20 protein-coding genes are annotated in these 21,358 nt (G+C 67.5%); 14 read left to right on the top strand and 6 right to left on the bottom strand.

Translation table 11 applies throughout. The features are described 5' to 3' along the window. Window positions 1–864, bottom strand: a complete 864-nt coding sequence (locus BW981_RS10255) for an IclR family transcriptional regulator (protein ID WP_244560285.1) — start codon at window positions 862–864, stop codon at window positions 1–3. Window positions 865–1,118: 254 nt separating this feature from the next. On the opposite strand from BW981_RS10255, the gene BW981_RS10250 reads away from it, so the two are divergent. The 8 genes from BW981_RS10250 to iolB all read left to right on the top strand — a co-directional run bounded on the left by BW981_RS10250 (window position 1,119) and on the right by iolB (window position 12,050). Then, window positions 1,119–2,987: a TRAP transporter large permease gene (locus BW981_RS10250; protein ID WP_076438736.1), complete on the top strand. Its 1,869-nt coding sequence runs from the start codon at window positions 1,119–1,121 to the stop codon at window positions 2,985–2,987. Window positions 2,988–3,033: 46 nt separating this feature from the next. Next, on the top strand, window positions 3,034–4,053 hold the full coding sequence (locus BW981_RS10245; protein WP_076438734.1) for a TRAP transporter substrate-binding protein: 1,020 nt from the start codon (window positions 3,034–3,036) through the stop codon (window positions 4,051–4,053). Window positions 4,054–4,209: 156 nt separating this feature from the next. Next, window positions 4,210–5,013: an SDR family NAD(P)-dependent oxidoreductase gene (locus tag BW981_RS10240; RefSeq protein ID WP_076438974.1), complete on the top strand. Its 804-nt coding sequence runs from the start codon at window positions 4,210–4,212 to the stop codon at window positions 5,011–5,013. A gap of 104 nt (window positions 5,014–5,117) precedes the next feature. Further along, a complete protein-coding gene (locus tag BW981_RS10235) occupies window positions 5,118–5,993 on the top strand; it encodes a MurR/RpiR family transcriptional regulator (protein WP_076438732.1) in 876 nt (291 codons plus the stop codon). Window positions 5,994–6,100: 107 nt separating this feature from the next. After that, entirely contained in the window at window positions 6,101–8,035 is a 1,935-nt protein-coding gene (gene iolC, locus BW981_RS10230; protein ID WP_076438730.1) for a bifunctional 5-dehydro-2-deoxygluconokinase/5-dehydro-2-deoxyphosphogluconate aldolase, read from the top strand. Window positions 8,036–8,201: 166 nt separating this feature from the next. Further along, window positions 8,202–10,052, top strand: a complete 1,851-nt coding sequence (gene iolD, locus BW981_RS10225; RefSeq protein ID WP_076438728.1) for a 3D-(3,5/4)-trihydroxycyclohexane-1,2-dione acylhydrolase (decyclizing) — start codon at window positions 8,202–8,204, stop codon at window positions 10,050–10,052. 147 nt (window positions 10,053–10,199) lie between these two features. Further along, complete coding sequence (gene iolE / locus BW981_RS10220) at window positions 10,200–11,084, top strand: myo-inosose-2 dehydratase (protein WP_076438726.1); 885 nt, start codon at window positions 10,200–10,202, stop codon at window positions 11,082–11,084. Window positions 11,085–11,252: 168 nt separating this feature from the next. Next, window positions 11,253–12,050, top strand: a complete 798-nt coding sequence (gene iolB / locus BW981_RS10215) for a 5-deoxy-glucuronate isomerase (protein ID WP_076438724.1) — start codon at window positions 11,253–11,255, stop codon at window positions 12,048–12,050. Between the two features lie 112 nt (window positions 12,051–12,162). Here the strand turns inward: iolB and BW981_RS10210 are convergent, their stop codons facing one another. Beyond that, the gene (locus tag BW981_RS10210; RefSeq protein ID WP_076438722.1) at window positions 12,163–12,480 is read right to left on the bottom strand and encodes a DUF4156 domain-containing protein; all 318 of its coding nucleotides are present in this window, start codon (window positions 12,478–12,480) and stop codon (window positions 12,163–12,165) included. Between the two features lie 209 nt (window positions 12,481–12,689). Here BW981_RS10210 and BW981_RS10205 point away from each other — a divergent pair, with 209 nt between their 5' ends. Continuing rightward, window positions 12,690–12,989, top strand: a complete 300-nt coding sequence (locus BW981_RS10205) for a hypothetical protein (RefSeq protein ID WP_076438719.1) — start codon at window positions 12,690–12,692, stop codon at window positions 12,987–12,989. Window positions 12,990–13,076: 87 nt separating this feature from the next. Here the strand turns inward: BW981_RS10205 and BW981_RS10200 are convergent, their stop codons facing one another. Continuing rightward, the gene (locus BW981_RS10200; protein WP_076438717.1) at window positions 13,077–13,757 is read right to left on the bottom strand and encodes a hypothetical protein; all 681 of its coding nucleotides are present in this window, start codon (window positions 13,755–13,757) and stop codon (window positions 13,077–13,079) included. 243 nt (window positions 13,758–14,000) lie between these two features. Here BW981_RS10200 and BW981_RS10195 point away from each other — a divergent pair, with 243 nt between their 5' ends. From BW981_RS10195 to BW981_RS10185, 3 genes are all read left to right on the top strand, one after another. Next, entirely contained in the window at window positions 14,001–14,210 is a 210-nt protein-coding gene (locus BW981_RS10195) for a hypothetical protein (RefSeq protein ID WP_076438716.1), read from the top strand. Window positions 14,211–14,305: 95 nt separating this feature from the next. Further along, window positions 14,306–14,626 (top strand): polyhydroxyalkanoic acid system family protein, encoded by a 321-nt coding sequence (locus tag BW981_RS10190; RefSeq protein WP_076438714.1) that lies wholly within the window; start codon window positions 14,306–14,308, stop codon window positions 14,624–14,626. Between the two features lie 198 nt (window positions 14,627–14,824). Continuing rightward, entirely contained in the window at window positions 14,825–16,711 is a 1,887-nt protein-coding gene (locus BW981_RS10185) for a cation:proton antiporter domain-containing protein (protein ID WP_076438712.1), read from the top strand. A gap of 79 nt (window positions 16,712–16,790) precedes the next feature. On the opposite strand, the gene BW981_RS10180 is transcribed toward BW981_RS10185, so the two are convergent. The 3 genes from BW981_RS10180 to BW981_RS10170 all read right to left on the bottom strand — a co-directional run bounded on the left by BW981_RS10180 (window position 16,791) and on the right by BW981_RS10170 (window position 19,351). After that, complete coding sequence (locus BW981_RS10180; protein WP_076438710.1) at window positions 16,791–17,207, bottom strand: DUF3830 family protein; 417 nt, start codon at window positions 17,205–17,207, stop codon at window positions 16,791–16,793. Between the two features lie 288 nt (window positions 17,208–17,495). Further along, window positions 17,496–18,569 (bottom strand): patatin-like phospholipase family protein, encoded by a 1,074-nt coding sequence (locus tag BW981_RS10175; protein ID WP_076438708.1) that lies wholly within the window; start codon window positions 18,567–18,569, stop codon window positions 17,496–17,498. Next, window positions 18,566–19,351: a 3-hydroxybutyrate dehydrogenase gene (locus tag BW981_RS10170; protein WP_076438706.1), complete on the bottom strand. Its 786-nt coding sequence runs from the start codon at window positions 19,349–19,351 to the stop codon at window positions 18,566–18,568. The genes BW981_RS10175 and BW981_RS10170 overlap by 4 nt, the downstream gene beginning before the upstream one ends. 160 nt (window positions 19,352–19,511) lie before the next feature. On the opposite strand from BW981_RS10170, the gene BW981_RS10165 reads away from it, so the two are divergent. Next, window positions 19,512–20,048, top strand: coding sequence for a Fur family transcriptional regulator (locus BW981_RS10165; protein ID WP_076438705.1), 537 nt, complete (start codon window positions 19,512–19,514; stop codon window positions 20,046–20,048). A 13-nt stretch (window positions 20,049–20,061) separates the two neighbouring features. Continuing rightward, on the top strand, window positions 20,062–21,348 hold the full coding sequence (gene ispG, locus BW981_RS10160) for a flavodoxin-dependent (E)-4-hydroxy-3-methylbut-2-enyl-diphosphate synthase (protein ID WP_076438703.1): 1,287 nt from the start codon (window positions 20,062–20,064) through the stop codon (window positions 21,346–21,348). Window positions 21,349–21,358 lie beyond the last annotated feature (10 nt).

Here is a 21,358-nt window from a genome sequence, read left to right as displayed (position 1 = left end):
TCAGCCACTCCTTCTTGCAAGGGCGACAGGCGCCGCCCCGGTGGCGGGCGCCGGCGCCCGCTTCGATCGAAAAATCCCGGCGAGCGACGCTTCCAGCCGCGCGGTCTCCCGCCTCAGCAGCGCGCCGATCTCGGCCTGGCGCGGGGGCGCCATCCGGCTGTCGATGGCCGCAACCGAGAAGGCCCCGGCGACCCGCCCATCCGGATAGCGGAAGGCCGCCCCGATGCCCCAGGAACTCGCGACCACCCGTCCGGGATTGACTGCGAAACCCTGAGCGCGCGTCGCCGCCACCTCATCCAGCAGGGTCTGCGGCCCGAAGGCCGGGTAACGCTCCGCCAGCACCGCCGCATTGCTGGCGACGACCCGGTCCACATCATCGTCCGGCAAGGCGGCCAGGATGGCGAGCGAGCCGGCCCCGACCCCGAGCGGGTGCTGGTCGCCGGTCTGCAGGGCATGGGTCCGCACCGGATAGCTGCCCTCTTCCCGGTGCAGGCAGACGGCGTACCGGTCGCGGCGTATCGTCAGGAAGCTGGTGTCCTGCGTCTCCTGCGCCAGGCGGCGCAGCCCCTCCATCGCCATCTCGAGCAGGCCATGGCGCCGCGCCGCCAGCACGCCCAGCACGAAGGCCTCCTCGCCCAGCCCGTAATGGCGTGTCTGCGGCTCCTGCTCGACCAGCCCGGCCCGCATCAGCGCGAGCAGCAGGCGCCGCACCGTCGGCTTGTTGAGCCCGCTCGCGGACACGATCTCGCCGAGCGGCAACCCCTGCGCCGGCTCGCGCCCGATCAGCGAGAGCAGCCCGAGCGCACGGTCGACGCTCTGCGAGCCGGACAGGCCGGCCCCCGGCGCGGAAGAGTGCTGCGGCAAGCGTTCCTCCAGGAAGTCCACGATATGGACCTTGTTATTATATCCTGAGCCTAGAGAGCGCCTTGGCGGATTGCAATGCCGTCTGCCTCGTGTAATCTCGCTGTCGTCCGGGCTGCTGATCATTCACAGTGTGGACCGCAATCGACGCCGACGGATGACAAGATCGGCGCGGAGGGAGGAACGGAACGATGCCCCTCAGGGCTCTCCACATCACAGGCGTATTGCGCCCTGCGACCGGCATCTAAGGCCGCCGCATGAGCAATGCCGCCGACACGCTGCACATTCCCGAAAGCCTCAGCGAGAACGAGGACGCACGCCCAGGCTCCGCGATCATGCGGCCGGTCGAGGCCGTCGCCGCCGCACTGGTCGCGTTCATCATCGGCGTGCTGCTGCTCGGGGTTGTCTCGCGCTATGTCTTCGCCCTGCCCTTCGTCTGGGTCGACGAGGTCGCCTCCATCGCCTTCATCTGGCTCGCCATGCTCGGCGCGGCGATCGCGGTCGATCGCAACGAGCATCTGCGGTTGACGCTCTTCGTTGGGATGATGCCGCCGCGCCTGCGCGAGTTCGTCGAGGCGCTCGCGCTCGCCGCCGTCGCCGCCTTCCTGGCCGCCATGGTCGATCCGGCCGTCGAATACGCGGTCGAGGAGAGCTACGTCACCTCGGCCGCGCTCAACATCCCCGTGAGCTGGCGCGTCTCGGCGCTCGCCGTCGGCATCGTGCTGATGGGGCTTCTCACCCTGCGCTATCTCTTCAAGACGGCGCGCCTCGTCGACATTGCGGCCGCTGCCGTCGTTGTCGGCGGGTTCGGCCTCGCCTTCTGGCTGCTAGGCCCGACGCTGAAGGGGCTGGGCTACTACAACATCCTGATCTTCCTGATCGGCGTCGTCGCAGCCTGCCTGGTGGCGGGCGTGCCCATCGCCTTCTGCTTCGGCCTCGGCACCCTCGCCTTCCTGGCCTTCTCCACCAATGTCCCGATCATCGTCATGGTCGGTCGCATGGACGAGGGCATGTCGAGCCTGATCCTGCTCTCGGTGCCGATCTTCGTGCTGCTCGGGTGCATCCTCGACGCCACCGGCATGGGCAAGGCGATCGTCGATTTCCTCGCCTCGCTGCTCGGCCATGTCCGCGCCGGCATGTCCTATGTGCTGCTGGGCTCGCTCTATCTCGTCTCGGGCATCTCCGGCTCCAAGGTCTCGGACATGGCGACCGTCGCGCCGGCCCTGTTCCCGGAGATGAAGCGACGCGGCTACAAGCCGAAGGACCTGATCGCGCTGCTCTCCACCGGCGCCGCCATGGCCGACACCGTGCCGCCGTCGATTGTCCTGATCGTGCTGGGCTCGGTCGCGGGCGTCTCGATCGCCGGGCTGTTCAATGCCGGCTTCGTCATCGCCGGCGTGCTGCTGGTCGCGCTGGCCGGCCTCGCCCGCTGGAAGGCGGCGGCGGAGGACATGAAGGGCGTGCGCCGGGCCCCGCTCGCGGTGATCGGCAAGGTCGCGCTGGTCGCCGCTCCCGCCCTCGTCCTGCCCTTCATCATTCGTGCGGCTGTCGGCGGTGGCATCGCCACCGCAACCGAGGTCTCCACCATCGCGGTGCTCTACGCGCTTGTCATCGGCATGGTGCTCTATGGCGGCATCGGCCTGCGCAAGTTCTACAGCATGCTGGTCGAGACCGCCGCGCTCTCCGGCGCGATCCTGGTCATTCTCGGCACCGCGCTCGCCATGGCCTGGGCGCTGACCCAGACCGGCTTCGCCCGCGACCTCGCCGTCTTCATGGCGGGCCTGCCGGGTGGCTGGCTGACCTTCATGGCGGTCACCATCGTCGTCTTCATGATCCTCGGCTGCGTGCTGGAAGGTCTGCCGGCGATCGTGCTGATGGCCCCGCTGATGTTCCCGATCGCCAAGAACCTCGGCATCAACGACGTGCACTATGCGATGGTCGTGGTGACCGCGATGAATATCGGCCTGATGGCACCGCCGATCGGCATCGGCTTCTACATCGCCTGTAAGATCGGCAACGTCTCGCCCGACGAGGCGATGGGGGCGATCTGGCCCTATCTCATCGCCCTGATCATCGGCCTCGTCATCATCGCCCTCGTCCCCGGCCTGTCGACCTGGGTGCTGTGAAGCCCAAGACCATCAACAAAAACAGATCGTCCAAGGAGAAACGCTCATGACCCTCTCGCGCCGCACGCTGCTCAAGGCGACAGCCGCAGCCTCCGCCATCGGCACTTTCCAGATCGGCCGCGCCAATGCGCAGAGCGCCGAGTTCACCTATAAATACGCCAACAACCTGCCCGTCGCGCATCCGCTGAACGTGCGCGCCAATGCGGCGGTGGCGAAGATCAAGGAAGAGACCAAGGGCCGGGTCGATATCCAGATCTTCCCGAACAACCAGCTCGGCTCCGACACCGACATGCTGAGCCAGGTCCGGTCCGGCGGCGTCGAGTTCTTCACGCTTTCGCCGCTGATCCTTTCGACGCTGGTCGCCAACGCCTCGCTGTCCGGCATCGGCTTCGCCTTCCCGAACTATGACGCCGTCTGGAAGGCGATGGACGGCGATCTCGGCGCCTATGTCCGCGGCCAGATCCAGAAGGCGAACCTCGTCGTCATGGACAAGATCTGGGACAACGGCTTCCGCCAGATCACCTCGTCCAAGGGCCCGATCAACACCCCGGACGACCTCAAGGGCTTCAAGATCCGCGTGCCGGTGTCGCCGCTCTGGACCTCGATGTTCTCGGCCTTCCAGTCGGCTCCGGCCTCGATCAACTTCGCCGAGACTTACAGCGCCCTGCAGACCAAGGTGGTCGACGGCCAGGAGAACCCGCTGGCGATCATCTCCACCGCCAAGCTCTTCGAGGTGCAGAAGTACCTCTCGATCACCAACCACATGTGGGACGGCTTCTGGTTCCTGGCCAACCGCCGCGCCTGGGAGAAGCTGCCGGAGGACCTGCGCGCCATCGTCGCCAGGAACATCAACGCCGCCGCCCTGCTGGAGCGCGACGACGTCGCCAAGCTCAATGCCGGCCTGCAGGGCGAGCTGCAGTCCAAGGGCATGGTCATCAACGAGACCAAGGCCGACGCCTTCCGCGACACCCTGCGCAAGGCCGGCTTCTATGCCGACTGGAAGAAGAAGTATGGCGACGAGGCCTGGGGCATCCTGGAGAAGGCCGTCGGCAGCTCGCTGAGCTGATCCACTAATCCACGCGCGCGGGTCATCCCGGACCAGCAGCGAAGCGGCGCCGACCCGGGATCCATGCCCGAACCGTTCCGGCATGGATCCCGGGGCCCGCTTTGCTCCGCCCGGGATGACCCGCATCTGTTTCTGCTTCTCGAAAGACTGATCGTCATGCCCGCCCGGCTCAACGGCAAGACCGCCATCGTCTTCGGTGCCGGCTCCTCCGGCCCCGGCTGGGGCAACGGCAAGGCGGCCGCCGTCGCCTATGCGCGCGAGGGCGCCGCGGTCGCCTGCATCGACCTGAACCGCAACGCCGCAGATGAGACGGCCCAGATCATCCTGGGCGAAGGCGGGCAGGCTCTGGCGCTCGCCGCCGATGTCACCGATCTCGCTTCCGTCGAAGCCTGCGTCGCAGCGACCGCCCAGCAGTTCGGCCGCCTCGACATCCTGCACAACAATGTCGGCGTCACCCATATGGGCGGCCCGGTCGAGCTCTCGGAGGCGCAGTTCGAGGCCTCTCTCCAGCTCAATCTCGGCTCGGTCTATCGCTGCGCCAAGGCGGCGATTCCGGAGATGCTGAAGGGCGGCGGCGGCGCCATCGTCAACATCTCCTCGCTCGCCGCCATCCGCTGGACCGGCTACCCCTATTTCGCCTATTACGCCACCAAGGCAGCGGTGAACCAGGCGACGGTCGCGCTCGCGATGCAATATGCCCGGCAGAACATCCGCGCCAACTGCATCATGCCGGGCCTGATCGACACACCGCTGATCTACAAGCAGATCTCGGCCCAATATGGCTCCGTCGCGGAGATGGTCGCGGCCCGCGATGCGCAGGTGCCGATGGGCAAGATGGGCACCGCCTGGGACATCGCCAACGCCGCCGTCTTCCTGGCTTCCGACGAGGCCAGGTTCATCACCGGGGTCTGCCTGCCGGTCGATGGCGGCCAGAGCTGCGCCACCGCCCCGCTGGGCTGATCGCCTCCTGCCGAGCGTGCATTCCCGTCCTGGAACGCTTGCTCCGCCCGGCCTTCGCTGCCAGAAAGGCGAAGAACGCGAATCCGCTGCGGGAACGGTCACAGATGGACGAGATGACGACCGTCGAGCTGCCGCGCGACTTCGACAGCTTGCGCGCCCTGATCCTGGGCAGGCGCGAGAGCTTGCCCAAGCGCATCGCCCAGATCGCCGCCTACGCGCTCGACAACCCCGACGAGATCGCCTTCGGCACCGCCGCCAGCATCGCCGTTTCCGCCGGGGTTCAGCCCTCGACGCTGATCCGCTTCGCCCAGCATCTCGGCTTCGACGGCTTCACCAGCCTGCAGGGCGTCTTCCGCGAGCGGCTGCGCGAGCGCAATTCCAGCTATGAGGAACGGCTGGCGACACTGCGCGAGAATGATGGGGCAGTACCCGGCAACCATCGCATCCTCGACGGCTTCCTGACCGCGTCGCGCAAATCGCTCGACGTGATGAGCCGCAGCATCGACGAGGAGACGCTCGACCGCGCGATCGCGATGCTGGCGGGCGCCGAGACGATCTATATCCTGGCGCGCCGCCGCTCCTACCCGGTCGCGAGTTATCTTGCCTATGTGCTGGCGAAGCTCGAGGTGCGCGCCCAGCTCGTCGAATCGGCAGCCGGCCTCAACGCCGAAATCACCTCCTTCGCCACCCCGAGGGATGTTGCGCTGGTCGTCAGCTTCTCGCCCTACACCCCCGCGACGATCGAGGATGCGCGCGATCTGGCCGAGCGCGGGGTGCCGGTCGTCGCGATCACCGACAGCGCCTTCTCGCCGCTCGCAGGCTTCGCCAGCATCTGGTTCGAGGTGGCAGAGGCCGATTTCGGTGGCTTCCGGACCCTCGCCTCCACCCTGGCGCTCGCCATGGCGCTGGCGGTCGGCGTCGGCGAGGCCCGCCGTGCCGCTCCCGCGCCGAGGCGCCGTGCGCGATCCGCAGCGCCTTAGGAACGAACGTTCCGCGTTGACGAAATAATGGAATTATTATTTCATGTCGGCACGAAGCGGCATTGTCCGCTCGAATGCCGCGACGACGGGTTTTCCGGGAGGATTTCATGACGGACATGCGCGCGGGCCCGGCCGAGGCGCTCGACGTCATCACCATCGGCCGAGCATCGGTCGATCTCTACGGGCAGCAGATCGGCTCGCGGCTGGAGGATGTCACCTCCTTCGCCAAGTCGGTCGGCGGCTGCCCCGCCAACATCGCCATCGGCACGGCGCGGCTCGGCCTCCGCTCGGCGCTGCTGACCCGCGTCGGCAACGAGCAGTTCGGCCGCTTCCTGCGCGAGCAGCTCGCCCGCGAGGGCGTGAATGGGGACGGCCTCAAGACAGACCCGGAACGCCTCACCGCGCTCGCCATTCTCTCGGTCGAAAGCGACACTTCCTTCCCGCTGCTGTTTTATCGCGAGAACTGCGCGGACATGGCGCTGGAGGAAGGCGATGTCGAACCGGCCTTCATCGCCAGGGCCCGCGCCATCGTCGTCACCGGCACCCATTTCGCGAGGCCCAAGCCCGAGGCGGCCCAGCGCAAGGCGATGAAGCTGATGCGAGAGAACGGCGGCAAGGTCGTGCTCGACATCGACTACCGGCCCAATCTCTGGGGGCTCGCCGGCCATGATGCCGGCGACAACCGCTACATCGCCTCCCGGGCGGTCTCGGAGCGGATGAAGAGCGTCCTGCCCGGCTGCGACCTGATCGTCGGCACGGAGGAGGAGGTGCTGATCGCCTCCGGAGAGAGCGAGCTGCTGCCCGCGCTGAAGATGATCCGCGCGCTGACGCCGGCGACGATCGTGCTCAAGCGTGGGCCGATGGGCTGCATCGTCTATGAGGGCGCCATCTCCGACGACCTGGAGGACGGAATCGTCGGCAAGGGCTTCCCGATCGAGGTCTACAATGTGCTCGGCGCCGGCGACGCCTTCATGTCCGGCTTCCTGCGCGGCTGGCTGGGCGGGGAGAGCCTCGCCACGGCGGCCACCTGGGCGAATGCCTGCGGCGCCTTCGCCGTCTCGCGCCTGCTCTGCTCGCCGGAAAGCCCGACCTTCGAGGAACTGCAGTATTTTCTGAAGCACGGCAGCCCGCATCGGGCGCTGCGCAAGGACGAGGCGATCAACCATATCCACTGGGCGACGACGCGCCGTCGCGACATCCCGGCCCTGATGGCCTTCGCCTGCGACCATCGCTCGCAACTGGAGGACCTCGCCGCCAGGCTCGGCGCCGATCCCGCCCGCATTCGCGTCTTCAAGGTTCTGGCCGTCAAGGCTGCCGCTCGCGTCGCGAAGGGCCGCCCAGGCTACGGCATGCTGCTCGACGAGAAGCATGGCCGCGAGGCGATGTTCGAATTCGCCCGCCACCCCTTTACCTGGCTCGGCCGCCCGGTCGAACTGCCGGGCTCGCGGCCGCTGCGCTTCGAGGTGAGCCAGGACATCGGATCGCTGCTGCCGGAATGGCCGGTCGATCACTGCATCAAGGCGCTCTGCTTCTATCACCCCGATGATCCGGGCAATCTGAAGCGCGAGCAGCAGGAGAGGCTGCGCGGCCTGTTCGAGGCAGCCCGCAAGATCGGTCGCGAATTGCTGATCGAGATCATCGCCGGCAAGAATGGCCCGCTCGGACCCGATACCCTCGCCCGCGCGCTGGACGAGATCTACGCGCTCGGCATCAAGCCCGATTGGTGGAAGCTGGAACCGCAATCCTCGCCCGCCGCATGGAGCGCCATCGAGCAGACCATCGCCCGCAACGACCCCTGGTGCCGCGGCGTCCTGCTGCTCGGTCTCGACGCGCCCACCGAGGAACTGGAAGCGGGTTTCGCCGCCACTGCGGGCGCCCCGATCGTCAAGGGCTTTGCGGTCGGCCGCACGATCTTCATGAGCGCGGCCGAAGGCTGGCTGTCCGGCCGCATGGACGACGAGGCCGCCGTCACGGACATGGCCAGGCGCTTCGAGGCGTTGACAGGGCTATGGATGGCCACCCGCGACCGCAAGGCGGCGTAAGCTCCATGCCGACCTCCCACCCGCGCGGGTCATCCCGGACGGAGCGCAGCGGAGATCCGGGATCCATTCCCGAGCCTTTGCGGGTTAGGCTCCGGAATGGACCCCGGGTCTCCCTCCGGTCGCCCGGGATGACAGCCGGTTATCTTACAGAGAGTCGAAACGCGACATGACCGCCACCATCCGCCTCACCATGGCGCAGGCGCTGACGCGCTATCTGAGCCGCCAGATGACCGAGATCGACGGGCAGCGCCTGCCGATCCTCGGCGGCGTCTGGGGCATCTTCGGGCACGGCAATGTCGCCGGGATCGGCGAGGCGCTCTGGCAGGAGCGCGAGCGCCTGCCGACCTTCCGCGCCCATAACGAGCAGGCCATGGCCCATGCCGCCATTGCCTATGCCAAGACCAACATGCGCCGCCGCTTCATGGCGGCGACGACCTCGATCGGCCCCGGCGCGACCAATCTCGTCACCGCCGCCGCACTCGCCCATGTCAACCGCCTGCCGGTGCTGCTGCTGCCGGGCGACGTCTTCGCCAACCGCATCCCCGACCCCGTGCTCCAGCAGGTCGAGTCGTTCGGGGATGGCACGGTCTCCGCCAATGACTGCTTCAAGCCCGTCTCACGCTATTTCGACCGCATCACCCGCCCCGAGCAGATCATCCCGGCGCTGCAGCGCGCCATGCAGGTGCTGACCGACCCGGCCGAATGCGGGCCCGTGACGCTCGCGCTCTGCCAGGACGTGCAGGCGGAAGCCTGTGACTACCCCGAGAGCTTCTTCGAGGAACGCCTCTGGTGCCCACGCCGCGCGCGCCCGGACCGCGGCGAGCTCGCAGCGGCAGCCGCCGCCCTCAAGGCCGCGAAAAAGCCGCTGATCATCGCCGGCGGCGGCGTGCTCTATTCCGGAGCCTGCGAGGACCTCGCCCGCTTCGCGACCGCGACCGGCATCCCCGTCTGCGAGACGCAAGGCGGCAAATCGGCCCTGCCCGACGACGCGCCCCTCAACATGGCCGCGATCGGCGTCACCGGCACTTCGGCCGCCAACCGCCTCGCCGCCGAGGCCGACCTCATCCTCGCCGTCGGCACACGCCTGCAGGATTTCACCACTGGCTCCTGGGCCCTGTTCGGTGCTTCGGAAAAAGCGATCATCGGCCTCAACGTCCAGCCCTTCGACGCCGGCAAGCATCGTGCCTTGCCGCTGGTCGCTGACGCCCGCGAAGGTCTGACTGAACTCTATGCCGCCCTCGGCAACTGGCAGGCTCCCGAAAGCTGGGCCGCCGACGCCAAGGCCGGCAAGGCCACCTGGCGCCAGGAGGCGCAGGCCGTCACCGCCGCGACCAATGCGGCGCTGCCCTCGGATGCGCAGGTCATCGGCGCCGTGCAGCGCAGCCTCGGCTCGGAGGTCATCCTGCTGCATGCGGCCGGCGGCCTGCCGGGTGAGTTGCACAAGCTCTGGCAGGCGGGCCCGCCCGGCTCCTACCATGCCGAATACGGCTTCTCCTGCATGGGCTACGAGATCGCCGGCGGGCTCGGTGCCAAGATGGCGCGGCCCGAGCGCGAGGTCGTCGTCATGGTCGGCGACGGCTCCTATCTGATGATGAACTCCGAGATCGCGACCTCGGTGATGCTCGGGCTCAAGCTCACCATCGTGCTGCTCGACAATCGCGGCTATGGCTGCATCAACCGCCTGCAGAACGCGACCGGCAGCGCCTCCTTCAACAATCTGCTGAAGGACGCCCGGCACGAGACCCTGCCCGAGATCGACTTCGTCGCCCATGCGGGAAGCCTCGGCGCGATCGCGCTCAAGGCCGCCTCGATCGCGGAACTCGAAGCCGCGCTCGCCCAGGCCAAGGCGAACACCCGGACCACCGTCGTCGTCATCGACACCGACCCGCTGGTCTCGACCGGCGCGGGCGGCGCCTGGTGGGACGTCGCGGTGCCGGAGGTCAGCGAGCGCGCCGAGGTCCGCGCGGCGCGGGCGCAGTACGACATCAAACGGCAGCACCAGCGTGTCGGGGAATAAGCGCGCCGTCATCCCGGGCGCAGCGCAGCGGAGATCCGGGGACCATGCCGGAACGGTCAGGCATGGTTCCCGGATCGGCGCCGCTGCGCGGCTTGTCCGGGATGACGGCGTGTTTCCATTAACAACAGCATGGGAAAGACCCCACACATGATCCGCATCGGCGCAAACCCCATCGGCTGGTCGAATGACGACATGCTCGAGATCGGCGGCGACATCCCGCTCGAGACCTGCCTGAGCGAGGCCCGCACGGCCGGCTTCACCGGCATGGAGCTCGGCAACAAGTTCCCGCGCACCGCCGCCGCGCTGAAGCCGATCCTCGCCGCGCATGGCCATGCGCTCGTCTCGGGCTGGTACTCGACCGAGCTGCTGATCCGCGACGTCGCCGCGGAGATGGCGGCCGTGAAGGCTCACGCCACCCTGCTGCGCGACATGGGCTGCACGGTGCTGATCGCAGCCGAGACCTCGAACGCCATCCATTCCGATATGGCCAAGCCGCTCTCGGCCCGCCCGGTGCTGGCAAAGGACGACTGGGCGCAGTTCGGCGCGCGCTGCACCAACTTTGCTGAAGGCCTGAAAGCCGAATACGGCCTCCAGCTCGTCTACCATCACCATATGGGCACGGTGGTGCAGACAGAGTCGGAGATCGACCGCTTCATGGCCGTCACCGGCGACGCCGTCGGGCTCCTGCTCGACACCGGCCACGCCACCTGGGGCGGCGGCGATCCCGCCCGCATCGCCCGCCACTGGAAGCCTCGCATTCACCATGTCCACTGCAAGGACATCCGAGAAGCCGTGATGTGGCAGTCCAACAAGGAGGACTGGTCCTTCCTGCAGTCGGTGCTGGCCGGCGTCTACACCGTGCCGGGCGACGGGCTGATCGACTATGTCCGCGTGCTCAAGGAACTGCAGGGCTATTCCGGCTGGATCGTCGTCGAGGCCGAGCAGGACCCGAAGAAGGCAGAGCCCGCGACCTACGCCAGGCTCGGCCACGCCAATCTCAGCCGCTTCATCAGGGAGGCGGAGCTAAACTAACGCACTCGACCGTCATTCCGGACAAGCCGCGAAGCGGCGCCGATCCGGAATCCATGCCGGATCGCTTGCCGGAGAGGCTCAGGCATGGATTCCGGGTCTACGCTTCGCTTGCCCGGAATGACGGCAGTGCTTTCGGCACGCTCTGCAGACCTCAAGGACGCACGCCCCATGTCCCACCTCAAGATCCGCCCCTCCGGCAGCCACGGCCGCGTCACCCGCGTCACGCCGCAGAGCGCCGGCTGGACCTATGTCGGCTTCGAGCTGCACCGGCTCCAAGCCGGCGAGAGCGTGTCGGCGCCGACGGAAGATCGCGAAGCCTGCCTCGTCTTCGTCACCGGCAAAGGGCAGGTCACGGCCGACGGGCAGGCTCTCGGCGAGCTCGGCCAGCGCATGAGCCCCTTCGAGGGCAAGCCCTGGTCGGTCTATGTCCCGCAAGGGTCGGGCTGGTCGGTGACGGCGACCACCGATCTGGAGCTCGCGGTCTGCACCGCGCCCGGACTTGGCGGCGGCCTGCCGGTGCGGGTGATCGGCCCCGACGCGCTCGGCCAGGAAATCCGCGGCAAGGGCTCGAATGTCCGCCACGTCACCAACATCCTCCCCGAGACCGAGCCGGCGGATTCGCTCCTCGTCGTCGAGGTGATCACGCCGGCCGGCAACACCTCGAGCTATCCGCCGCACAAGCACGACCAGGACGACCTGCCGCACGAAAGCTATCTCGAGGAGACATACTACCACCGGCTGAACCCGCCGCAGGGCTTCGGCTTCCAGCGCGTCTACACCGATGATCGCAGCCTGGACGAAGCCATGGCGATCGAGGATGGCGACGTGGTGCTGGTGCCGAGGGGCTACCATCCCTGTGCCACCTGCCACGGCTACGATCTGTACTATCTCAACGTGATGGCCGGGCCGAAGCGGAGCTGGAAGTTCCACAACGCCGCGGAGCACGAATGGCTGCTGAAGGCCTGACCGCCGACGAACGGCGGCACCGCGCCATCATGCGAACGCAGGACGCATCCGGCCGCCCATCGGGGCGATCCTGCGCGCAATGTCGAGGTCAAGCACGATAGCGTTCGCCGGCTCAGCCCGGATTGCACTTGTAGACGGTGCCGGTGGTCTTCGGCCCCTTCCAATTGATGTCGGCCACGCCGGACAGAACATGCGTCCCGCCCAGTTCGGCGCCTCTGATCTTGAGGCGTGTCATCACCGTGTCGCGCGCCTTGTCGATCGGAACGAAGCCGACATATCCGGACGTTCCGTCGATCTCGCCGAGCTTGGTGCAGCTCTCGACCACCTTGTCGGCATCGGTCACGACGACCCTGCTGCTGCGCGAGTCATGGTAGGCGCAGGCTCCGAGCAGCAGAGCCGGCAGCAGGACGATGAGGCGGGGGGGTTTCATGGGCAAGCGGTCTCTCGGAAGGCTTGCGCCATGATCCTCTCCGGCGCCGCAAAGGCAAGCCCCGCCGAGAGGCGAAGTTGCCGCTGACCGACAATCCTTCGATAACTCAGCCGTGTATGCTTAACCCCAACGCCAAACCCGTTCTTGACCGGTCATCGCGGCTGCATTTAAGTCCGATCAGGCCAATGGGAGGCTGCAAAGGAAAAACGATGCGTAGCATTATGATCGTTGGGGCGCTGGCCGCCCTGCTCGCCGGTTGCCAGACCGCGCAGGAATCGATGGCCGATGCCGAGGTCAGCTGCCAGGCTCAGGGCTTCCGTCCGGGCACCCGCGCCTACCAGCAGTGCCGCTCGGCGAACTATGTCGAGAACCGTCGCGCCTCGAACGAGGCTGGCAGCGCGGTCGCGGCCGGCGTGGCCGCCGGTGTCGTCGGTGGCGCCATCGCGGCGAGCGCTCGCCCGCGCTACTATTATGGCCCCGGCTATTACGGCCCCGGCTACTGGTGGTGAGATCGGTCTGACCGATCGGCACCGGCCAGACGCGAACAAGCCCTGCCGAGCGCTGCTCGGCAGGGCTTTTCTTTTCACCGACCGCGCTTATGAGCGGCGCGAGGACCGGCGGCGCGTCTGCGACCGCGAGCCGTCGCCGGAATTCGCGGAAGCTGCCGCGGAACTCAGCATCGAGCCGATAAAATACACCGCGATGCCGACGCCCAGCAGGGCTGCGATCGGCTCGCGCTCCGCCCGCTTGGCGATCATGCGCCCCCCCATATCGGCATAGTCACGCGCCCGGGCAGCGTACTCGGCCGCCCGATCCGTGTACTCGTCGGCGTCGTTGCGGTGCGATCGGAACCATTTGCTGCCTTCCTTCATGGCGCGGTCGCGCATCTCCGCGGCTTGCGAGCCATAGTCGTGGAAGAGGCCGCGCAGGCGTCCGTAATCCGGCTGGTAGCGATCCCAGCGCGACGAGGAAGTGTCGCGCATGGCCGCCCAGGCGATCAGGCCGACGCTGAGAGCGCCAAGGCCGAAGGCTGCCAGCGGATGCCGCTCCACGGCGTCGACGACTGCGCGGCCGCCTTCCTTCGCCATCTCCACCGGGTCGGTCTCGTCCCAGGTCTCCTTGGCACGCTCATAGCCGTCCTTGACGGTCTCGGTGGCCTTCTCGGCCATGTCGCTGGCCTTTTCGCGGAGCGAACGCACCGTGGCGCCGGCCTCGTCGCGAGCCTCGTCCCAGTCCTTGGGAACGTCGGGCGGGAAGGAAGGGTTGCTGCTCGCCATGGCGGGGCACTCCGTTGATGAATGGGGTTGCAGGCACGCCGAACACGTCCGGCGAAATTCAGTCTCGACCAGTGAACAATCGAGTCCGGGGCGGGTTCCCTGCTGCGACGAAAACGCTCGGCCGCTCCGGACCATCACACACGTCTCCCGCTTTGTCGTTTCGTCGTCTCCCGGCCTTATCCGGGACATGATTCGGTGTGATCCAAAGGCTCATAGGGGCCAGTCAACGAGAAGGAGACGCTTATGGACGTTCAGCAACTCCAGATCGCACATCCCTCTGTGCTGTCGGATCCGGAATGGATCGCGCTCGAAAGCATCGAGGAAAAGACCCGGCACTTCATCTTCGACGAGACGATGCTCTTCGCTCTGAAGGATCGCGGTCTCGTCGAGACCGACGGGGGCCAGTGGCGGGTGACCAAGACGGGCCGCCGGCGCTTGATCGAGCGCGACTGAACCGCGCGGCCAGTCACGCGAAACCGTCCTGACGGCGCTGGACATCGTCCGGCGCCGTCGCCATGTCAGGACCTTGCAGTCGCAAGCGGGGCCCCATGGCGAAGCCGGTTTCCATCACGATCTCTCACGACCTCGGCCGTCAGGGCGCAACGGACAGGCTGCGCGGCGGCCTCGACCGTGTCCGTGACCGGCTGGGCATGGTGAAGATGCAGCTCGTGGAGGAACGCTGGGAAGGTGACAGCCTGCATTTCGGCGTCGCCGCGCTGGGGCAGACGGTCCGTGGACGGCTCGACATCGCGGATGATCTTGTTCGTATCGAGGTCATGCTGCCTTGGCTGCTGGCTGCCTTCGCCGAGAAGATCAAGGTCGGCGTCCAGAAGCAGGGGCAGATCCTGCTCGACAAGCCGAAGGCCTGAGTTTCAGCGCCTCCTTCCGCCTGAGACGGCTCGCCGCGCGCCGGCAAGCGTCGGCCGGCACGAGTCTGGCCGTCTGGCCGGCAACAGTCTGGCCGGCAAGAGTCTTACGACTTTCGGTTGAATTCGCGGCCCCGAGGCTTCATCCTGTGCCCGGTTCCAACAGCCTCGTTTACTTGAGCTTTTCGATTCGGGAGAGACATGCACCACGGCCCGCTGATCGCCATCATCGTCGCGGGCCTCGGCCTTGCCTTCGTCTTCGGGGCGCTTGCCCAGAAACTCCGGATTTCGCCCCTCGTCGGTTATCTCGTCGCGGGCGTTGCGGTCGGGCCGTTTACCCCCGGCTTCGTCGCCGACCAGAATCTCGCCAACGAACTCGCCGAAATCGGCGTCATCCTGCTGATGTTCGGCGTCGGCCTGCACTTCTCGCTGAAGGAGCTGCTCTCCGTCAAAACCATCGCCGTGCCCGGCGCCCTGGTCCAGATCGCGGTCGCAACCGCACTCGGGCTGGGCCTGGCCCTGCTGCTCGGCTGGGGCTGGATCTCCGGTCTCGTCTTCGGCCTCGCTTTGTCGGTCGCGAGCACGGTCGTGCTGCTGCGGGCCCTGCAGGAGCGGCGGCTCGTGCAGACCGAAAAGGGGCGCATCGCCGTCGGCTGGCTGATCGTCGAGGACCTCGCCATGGTGCTCGCGCTGGTCGCGCTGCCGGCGATCGCGGACGCGTTGAACGGGCCGCAGCCGGGCACGCCCTCGCCGCTCTCGACGCAGTTCGACCTCGGGCTCTGGGGCGTGCTCGGGCTCACCCTCGCCAAGGTCGTCGCCTTTGTCGCCTTCATGCTGATCGTCGGCCGCCGCGTCATTCCCTGGGCGTTGCATTGGGTCGCCCATACCGGCTCGCGCGAGCTCTTCCGGCTGGCCGTACTGGCCCTGGCTCTCGGTGTCGCCTTCGCGGCTGCGACGCTGTTCGGCGTCTCCTTCGCGCTCGGTGCCTTCTTCGCCGGCATGATCCTTTCGGAATCGCCGCTGTCGCAGCGCGCCGCCGAGGAGACGCTTCCGTTGCGGGACGCCTTCGCTGTCCTGTTCTTCGTTTCCGTGGGCATGCTGTTCGACCCCGGAATCCTGCTGCGCTCGCCCTGGCCGCTGCTGGGCACTCTGGCGATCATCCTGATCGGCAAGTCGCTCGCCGCCTGGCTGATCGTGCGCGCCTTCGGCCGCTCCAACGCAGTCGCGCTGACGATCTCGGCCTCGCTGGCGCAGATCGGCGAGTTCTCCTTCATCCTGGCGGGGCTCGGCACCGCGCTCGGCATCCTGCCGGCAGAGGGGCGCGACCTGATCCTGGCCGGCGCCATCCTGTCGATCCTGCTGAACCCGGTGATGTTCGCCCTCGTCGATCGCCTGAAGACCGGAGAAGCGCCGACGGCCAAACCCAGGCCCGACACGCCCGCCGCGGCAGGCCCCGCCCCGGAAGCCCCCCCGGCGGCGCCCGCACCCACGGCGACAGCGACCGAGCCGGAGCGGGACGTCGTCCCGACCACCCTGGCCGGCCATATCGTCGTGGTCGGCTATGGCCGCGTCGGCAGTCTGCTCGGAGCCGGACTGCTCTCGCAGGGCGCCAAGCTGCTGGTGATCGAGGACAATCCCGAGGCCGTCGAAACCGCGAGGCGCGACGGGGCCGAGCTGCTCGTCGGCAATGCCGCCGATCCGGAGGTGCTCGCCGCGGCCGGGCTCGACCGCGCGATCCGCCTCTTCATCGCCATCCCCGGCAGCTTCGAGGCGGGGCAGGTCTGCCAGCAGGCGCGCGGCGAGAACGGCACGCTGCCGATCGTCGCCCGTGCCCATTCCGATGCCGAGGTCGAGCACCTCTCCAAATGCGGCGCGACGCTGACGATCATGGGCGAAGCCGAGATCGCCCGCGCCATGCTGTCGATGTGCAGCAACCTGCGGGGCGAGCGCGAGCAGCCCGCCAGTGGCGCGGACCCCGCGCCTGCGGCCGACGCAAAAACCGCGAGTCGCGAAGCGGACCGTCCGGAGTCGGCCCAGCCACCGGCGCGCCTGCAGCCGCCCTCGACCGACCCGTCGACGGCCGCCTGAACCAGGCATCATCCCGGATCGGCGCGGTTGGCGCCGCTGGTCCGGGATGACCTCACACAGGACCGAGACGGACGCCGCTTCAGTCGACCAGGTCGAAGCGCACGTCCTGCACGCCCTCATAAAGCGTCTTGCGACCGAGAGCGTAGAGGTTCTCCAGCCCCGAGGTCAGGGTGATGAAGTGGTTCCCGGAGAGCACGCCGGCCTTGCTGGCGAACTGCACGCCGCCATAGGCGAGCAGGATCTCGGTCTCGCTGACGCCGCCCGGATAGAGGATGATGTGGCCCGGCGCCGGATATGCGGTGTTGTTCTCGTAGCCGACGCCGAAATCGAGATCGCCGAGCGGCATCCACACGCCCTCTCCGCTCCAGCGCACATGCACCATCTTGCTGATGAAGGGCATCTGCTTGCGGAAGGCAGCGCAGGTCTTCGGCGCGGCCTCCTCCTCGAACTTCGCGTCGAAGGTGTACGGACCCGCGGTGACGATCAGCTTGCTCATGAAATCCCCTCGCTCAGGCAATGCCTCGACACGTTGAATGGCACCGCGCCCGGTTCGCGCGCAAGTGCGCCGCAGGAACAAGTGCGTCGCCGGAACGGGAAGGATGGGGCGGCACGCACGCTCGCTATCAGGCTCCAGACCACGCGGCCGGGCTGAAGCGTCATTGCGCGCGCAGCCAAGCCATCCAGGGCGACCGAATGGAGCGCTTCAGCCGGCCTCTGGATGGCTTCGTCGCTTCGCTGCTCGCCATGACGGTTCAGGCGGTCGGAGGCGTCACCGCAGAGCAGTTCAGCCGATCGCTTCCCGCAGATCGAGCGTCCCCGTCTTCCCGATCGCCTCGTAATTCCGCTTCAGCCAGCGCTTGCCCGCGCTGCGGCCCATGTCGCGAAGCTTGAGCAGGAAGGACCATTCGGCGTTCATTCGCGAGGACGATGTGAGTTCCGCCAGGGGCGGTCCGCCATCGATCCGATGCATCAGCACCCGCTTGTATTCGTCCTTCGGCAGCTTGCCGGAATCGACCAGGCGGTTGACGAAATCGATCGCCCTGAGCTCGCGCAGCAGCGACGCATTGAAGGTGATCTCGTTCAACCTGTCCTGGATCTCGCGGGCCTTGGTCGGCAGTTCCTTGCGCTGGAGCGGGTTGATCTGCACCAGCAGGATGTCGTCGCAATGCGCTTCGTAGAACAGCGGGAACAGCGCCGGATTGCCCATATAGCCGCCGTCCCAATAGGCCTCCCCGCCGATCTCCACCGCCTGGAACACCATCGGCAGGCAGGCCGACGCCATGACGTGGTCCGCGGTCAGCTTGTTCCGTTCGAACACCGCGATCTTGCCGGTGCGGACATTGGTCGCCGCGATGAACAGCTTCACCGCGTCGTGGGACCGCACCTTCTCGAAGTCGATCAGCTCGGAGACGACGCCGCGCAGGGGGTTGATGTTGAGCGGGTTGACGTCGTAGGGGCTCGCCACCTTCGCGAACATCTCGAAGAACAGCAGCCCCGGCGGCGTGCCGTTGCTGTTGCCCCAGGCGCCGAGCATCGTATCGAGCAGGGAGCGCTCCGAGCCGCCATATTTCCCGTCGACGCTGATCGCCCGCCAGAACTGCTCGAGCTTGGTGCGCGCACCGTCGGCCCCGCCATCGAGCCAGCCTTCGGCCAGCACGACGGCGTTCATCGCGCCGGCGCTCGTGCCGGTCAGGGCCTCGATCGCGAGGCGTCCATCCTCCAGGATGGCGTCCAGCACGCCCCAGGTGAAGGCGCCATGCGCGCCTCCGCCCTGCAGCGCCAGCGAAACGGTCTTCTCGGCCTTCGGCCCGGCGAGACCCCTGGCCGGCTCCGGCTTGCGACCCGCGCGCCCGGTCACGCCGCGGTCCAGCCGCCATCCATCGGCAGGGTCGTGCCGGTGATCGACTTGGCGCCGTCAGTGCAGAGGAAGACGGCCAGCGCCGCGACCTGCTCCACCGTGACGAATTCCTTGGTCGGCTGCGCGGCGAGCAGAACATCGTTCATGACCTGCTCCTTGGTCATGTTGCGCGCCTTCATCGTGTCGGGGATCTGCTTCTCGACCAGCGGCGTCCAGACATAGCCAGGCGCGATCGCGTTCACCGTGATGCCCTTGGTCGCGACTTCCAGCGCCACCGTCTTGGTCAGGCCGGCAATGCCGTGCTTGGCCGCGACATAGGCCGATTTGAACGGCGAGGCGACGAAGGCATGCGCCGAAGCCGTGTTGATGATCCGGCCCCAGCCCTTCTCCTTCATCTTCGGCAGCGCCGCGCGGATGGTGTGGAAGGCCGAGGACAGGTTGATCGCGATGATCTGGTCCCATTTCTCGATGGGGAACTCGTCGATCGGCGCGACATACTGGATGCCGGCATTGTTGATCAGGATGTCGATCGCACCGAAGACCTTCTCGCCCTCCGCGATGAAGCCGGCGATCTCGGCGGGCTTCGTCATGTCGGCGCCCGAGAACACCACCTTGACGCCGAATTCGCCTTCAAGATCGGTGCGCAGCTTTTCGGCATCGGCCGGCGGCATGATGCCGTTGATCACGAGGTTTGCGCCCTCCGCGGCGAGGGCGCGGGCATAGGCGAGGCCGATGCCGGAGGTCGAGCCGGTGATGGCGGCTGTGCGATCTTTGAGAAACATGAGCGTCGAGGCTCCTGACAATCGGGGGAAAAATGCTTAGGTTCGGTCCGAACGCGGCCGTGGGGCGATCAACGATCGCAGCACGTTGCCCGATGAGTCTTTGCAGCGCAACATGACGAAAATGCAGCCAGACGCGCACGACCACGCCGGGCATGATCGAATGTCCTCAGGCCACGCTCATGAAGCGCACGCCCATGGCGAAGGCGGCTGCCGCCACGCGCATGAGCACGCCCTCCATGCCGAGGAGGCCCTCGCACGGGCCGAGCGCGTCTGCCGCGAGCGCGGCCTGAGGCTGACGCCGATCCGCCGGAAGGCGCTGGAGGCGCTGCATGCCGACCATCGCCCCGTCGGCGCCTATGACCTCGCCGACCGGATCTCGCCGGAGGGCGGACGCCGCCTCGCGCCGATCTCGATCTACCGCGCGCTCGATTTCCTGGTCGAGCAGGGCTTCGTTCACCGGCTCTCCTCGAAGAATGCCTATGTCGCCTGTCTGCACGGGCACGGGGCTGACGAGGTCGTCGCCTTCCTGATCTGCGAGGTCTGCGGCGGTGTGGATGAGGATTCCTCGCCCGCCATGAAGAAAGCCGTGGCGGCCATCGCCGAAACCCGGCATTTCTCGCCCACGCACCAGATGGTCGAGATCGTCGGCCGCTGCGAGCATTGCCGCCAATCCGCCTTGCAACAAGCCGCGTCCTGACAGAGCAGCCCGCATGAACGAGCGCGTCTCGCCCAGCCTCTCGCCCTGCCTGGCGCCCGAACGTTCCGGACCGCTGGCGCGCCGGCTCACCGTCCCGGTGCAGGTCGGCAATGTCACGGTCGGCGGCGGCGCACCGATCGTCGTCCAATCGATGACCAACACCGACACGGCCGATATCGATGCCACGGTGAAGCAGGTCGCCGCCCTCGCCCGCCAGGGCTCCGAGCTCGTCCGCATCACGGTCGATCGCGACGAGGCGGCCGCCGCCGTCCCCCGGATTCGCGAGCGGCTCGACCGTGTCGGCATCGACGTGCCGCTGGTCGGCGACTTCCACTATATCGGCCACAAGCTGCTCGCCGATCATCCGGCCTGCGCCGAGGCGCTGGCGAAATACCGCATCAACCCCGGCAATGTCGGCTTCAAGGACAAGAAGGACCGGCAGTTCGGCCAGATCGTCGAGACCGCGATCCGCTACGCCAAGCCCGTCCGCATCGGCGCCAATTGGGGCTCGCTGGACCAGGAGTTGCTGACAGCGCTGATGGACGAGAACGCCCGCTCCGCCCAGCCGCTGGAGGCGCGCGCCGTGATGCGCGAGGCGATGGTTCAGTCCGCGCTGCTCTCGGCCGAGCGGGCCGAGGAAATCGGCCTCGGCCGCGAATTCATCATCCTCTCCGCCAAGGTCTCCGGCGTGCAGGACCTGATCACCGTCTATCGGATGCTGGCGAGCCGGGCGAACTACGCCATCCATCTCGGCCTGACCGAGGCCGGGATGGGCTCGAAGGGCATCGTCGCCTCCTCCGCCGCGCTCGGCATCCTGCTGCAGGAAGGCATCGGCGACACGATCCGCTTCTCGCTGACGCCGGAACCGGGCGGCGACCGCACGCTCGAGGTCAAGGCCGCGCAGGAGCTGCTCCAGACCATGGGCTTTCGCGCCTTCGTGCCCTTGGTCGCGGCCTGCCCCGGCTGCGGGCGCACCACCTCGACGGTCTTCCAGGAGCTCGCCCGCGATATCCAGGACTGGATCTCGACGTCCATGCCCGAATGGAAGACGCGCTATCCCGGCGTCGAGAATCTCAACGTCGCGGTCATGGGCTGCATCGTCAACGGCCCCGGCGAGTCCAAGCATGCCGATATCGGCATCTCGCTTCCCGGCACGGGCGAGACCCCGACCGCGCCGGTCTTCGTCGACGGCGAGAAGGTCGCCACCCTGCGCGGTGCCGGCATCGCGGACGAATTCAAGACCATGGTCGCGGACTATGTCACCCGGCGCTATGGTGCCGGCCTGCCGGCCGCCGGGTGAGCGGCAACCT

The organism is Allobosea sp. TND4EK4 (genome assembly GCF_900156025.1).
Classification (GTDB): domain Bacteria; phylum Pseudomonadota; class Alphaproteobacteria; order Rhizobiales; family Beijerinckiaceae; genus Allobosea.
This window is presented reverse-complemented; position numbering and strand designations above follow the sequence as displayed.

What these genes read in the sequence shown, in the direction of transcription:
- BW981_RS10250 (WP_076438736.1), top strand. Translation starts at nt 1,119, where the DNA reads ATGAGCAATGCCGCCGACACGCTGCACATTCCCGAAAGCCTCAGCGAG.
- BW981_RS10245 (WP_076438734.1), top strand. Translation starts at nt 3,034, where the DNA reads ATGACCCTCTCGCGCCGCACGCTGCTCAAGGCGACAGCCGCAGCCTCC.
- BW981_RS10240 (WP_076438974.1), top strand. Translation starts at nt 4,210, where the DNA reads ATGCCCGCCCGGCTCAACGGCAAGACCGCCATCGTCTTCGGTGCCGGC.
- BW981_RS10235 (WP_076438732.1), top strand. Translation starts at nt 5,118, where the DNA reads ATGGACGAGATGACGACCGTCGAGCTGCCGCGCGACTTCGACAGCTTG.
- iolC (WP_076438730.1), top strand. Translation starts at nt 6,101, where the DNA reads ATGACGGACATGCGCGCGGGCCCGGCCGAGGCGCTCGACGTCATCACC.
- iolD (WP_076438728.1), top strand. Translation starts at nt 8,202, where the DNA reads ATGACCGCCACCATCCGCCTCACCATGGCGCAGGCGCTGACGCGCTAT.
- iolE (WP_076438726.1), top strand. Translation starts at nt 10,200, where the DNA reads ATGATCCGCATCGGCGCAAACCCCATCGGCTGGTCGAATGACGACATG.
- iolB (WP_076438724.1), top strand. Translation starts at nt 11,253, where the DNA reads ATGTCCCACCTCAAGATCCGCCCCTCCGGCAGCCACGGCCGCGTCACC.
- BW981_RS10210 (WP_076438722.1), bottom strand. Translation starts at nt 12,480, where the DNA reads ATGAAACCCCCCCGCCTCATCGTCCTGCTGCCGGCTCTGCTGCTCGGA.
- BW981_RS10205 (WP_076438719.1), top strand. Translation starts at nt 12,690, where the DNA reads ATGCGTAGCATTATGATCGTTGGGGCGCTGGCCGCCCTGCTCGCCGGT.
- BW981_RS10200 (WP_076438717.1), bottom strand. Translation starts at nt 13,757, where the DNA reads ATGGCGAGCAGCAACCCTTCCTTCCCGCCCGACGTTCCCAAGGACTGG.
- BW981_RS10195 (WP_076438716.1), top strand. Translation starts at nt 14,001, where the DNA reads ATGGACGTTCAGCAACTCCAGATCGCACATCCCTCTGTGCTGTCGGAT.
- BW981_RS10190 (WP_076438714.1), top strand. Translation starts at nt 14,306, where the DNA reads ATGGCGAAGCCGGTTTCCATCACGATCTCTCACGACCTCGGCCGTCAG.
- BW981_RS10185 (WP_076438712.1), top strand. Translation starts at nt 14,825, where the DNA reads ATGCACCACGGCCCGCTGATCGCCATCATCGTCGCGGGCCTCGGCCTT.
- BW981_RS10180 (WP_076438710.1), bottom strand. Translation starts at nt 17,207, where the DNA reads ATGAGCAAGCTGATCGTCACCGCGGGTCCGTACACCTTCGACGCGAAG.
- BW981_RS10170 (WP_076438706.1), bottom strand. Translation starts at nt 19,351, where the DNA reads ATGTTTCTCAAAGATCGCACAGCCGCCATCACCGGCTCGACCTCCGGC.
- BW981_RS10165 (WP_076438705.1), top strand. Translation starts at nt 19,512, where the DNA reads ATGTCCTCAGGCCACGCTCATGAAGCGCACGCCCATGGCGAAGGCGGC.
- ispG (WP_076438703.1), top strand. Translation starts at nt 20,062, where the DNA reads ATGAACGAGCGCGTCTCGCCCAGCCTCTCGCCCTGCCTGGCGCCCGAA.